Annotated in this window: 2 protein-coding genes; both read right to left on the minus strand. The window is 36.1% G+C overall.

The window, feature by feature from the left end:
* Window positions 1-608 (minus strand): NADH-quinone oxidoreductase subunit H (locus UIB65_RS02710; RefSeq protein WP_330039595.1); only part of this gene is annotated, 608 nt, incomplete at its 3' end.
* Window positions 609-611: 3 nt separating this feature from the next.
* Window positions 612-1,739 carry a nickel-dependent hydrogenase large subunit gene (locus UIB65_RS02715; RefSeq protein WP_330039596.1) on the minus strand — a complete coding sequence of 376 codons (1,128 nt, stop codon included), beginning with the start codon at window positions 1,737-1,739 and terminating at the stop codon, window positions 612-614.
* Window positions 1,740-1,763: the final 24 nt, after the last annotated feature.

Genomic DNA, 1,763 nt, shown 5'->3' on the forward strand with positions numbered 1-1,763 from the left:
AATAAGAACGGACCATTTGCCTGCTGATATGCAACAATATCAGATAAGAAAATACTTCCAGCAGCAGTTACAGGAGCAAATAAAGCCAAATATAATGGAAAAGACCCATAAGTAATCATTCTTAATGATCTTTTAGCACTTATATCTTCAATAAAGGATTTAGTAGTTTTTAAGTGAGTAGCACCTTTTACCTGATCGGGAAACGGCATCCTAACAGACATTACTGATTTGGATAATGCTCCCATCAGCACATAGCATATTTCTTCTACTTTTAAAAATCCGACAACAGCCACTAAACTTGCAAGTGCCGGAAATTGATAAGCTTGAGGAGTTAAAGCAATAAGGACACATAAAACAACAATAAAACAGATTATTGGCAGTGATTTATATAATCCCGGAACCGGAGATGAAATTTCAACATTTTCCTTAAACATAAATTTGATTGGAGCCATTATACCAGGAGCAATTACAACAGGTCCAATTCTTTGTTGAATTCTAGCATGAATATATTTTCTTTCAATTCCCGGAAGTAATGTTGAAATTACAAAACAAACAAGCACTGTAGCAATTACTGCAAGAATTGAGTTAATGAGTGTATTTTCAAACATGATTTACCTCCTAATTATTTCAATTGTCCTATCAGAACATGTGAAACATGGGTCACATTGCACAATAGAAAGTTGGGCATCAGTAATTTGGTCTCCAATACATGCATATTGCATAGCACCAATGTTAGACATTGATGGAGTTCTGATAATTGAATGTCTTACTCTGCCGCTTTCAAGTGCATAGGAATGATATAGTGTTCCTCTTGGAACTTCAATGTAACTTTCATTAATACCTGTGTCAAACATTTCCCAATCCCTGTTAACTACTTTTCCTTCAGGAATATTTGCAATAGCTTGACGAATAAGTTTAATAGATTCAAATGACTCAAGAGCCCTCATCAACAAGTTAGATTTAACATCACCATCAGGTTGAGTGACTACATTAAAATCAAAGTTATCATATTCGAACATGGTAGTTCTAAGGTCTCTTGCAACACCTGTTGCCCTTAATGTCGGACCTGTTACAGCCAATTTGAGAGCTTGCTTTTGAGGAAGAACACCGATTCCTGAAATCCTTGACATCACAATAGAATCAGAAGTGAATCTGTTTGCAAAATCTGTAAGACCTTCTTCTACTTTATCCATATCCTCTTTTAGTCTTAATAATTTAGCCTCATCCAAATCACATCTAGGCCTTACTCCTCCTAAAACAGAACATCCGTATTGAACCCGGTTTCCACCAATCATTGCAAGCAGTTCCATTACAATTTCTCTCAAGTAGAATACTCTCATCGAAAAGGTTTCATGTGCCAACACTTCACAACCATGCGCCAAATACAAGAAGTGTGAATGCAAACGTTCAAGTTCACTCATAATAACACGAATATACAAAGCTCTTTCGGGAATTTCAATACCTAATCCCATTTCAGCAGTTCTGCATGAATTCCATATATGTGCGTTTGAACAAATTCCACAAATTTTTTCTGTAAGTGAATTGGCTTTTTCGACTGGAAGTCCTTCCATGATTCTTTCTATTCCCCTATGATTAACACCAATGGTTATTTCAGCTTCCTGAACGATCTCATCTTCAACAAAAATCCTTACCCTATATGGTTCCAATGCAGCAGGGTGAACTGTACCCATTGGAATTTCTGTTTCAATAATTTTACTTCTCGGTACTTTTTCATCCATTTAATCCCCTCTTTAATCCGCATC

It is taken from the genome of Methanobrevibacter sp. (assembly GCF_036307625.1).
GTDB lineage: Archaea > Methanobacteriota > Methanobacteria > Methanobacteriales > Methanobacteriaceae > Methanocatella.

Bases quoted from the DNA above. Each gene is read 5' to 3' on its own strand.
- UIB65_RS02715 (WP_330039596.1), bottom strand. From the start codon at position 1,739: ATGGATGAAAAAGTACCGAGAAGTAAAATTATTGAAACAGAAATTCCA.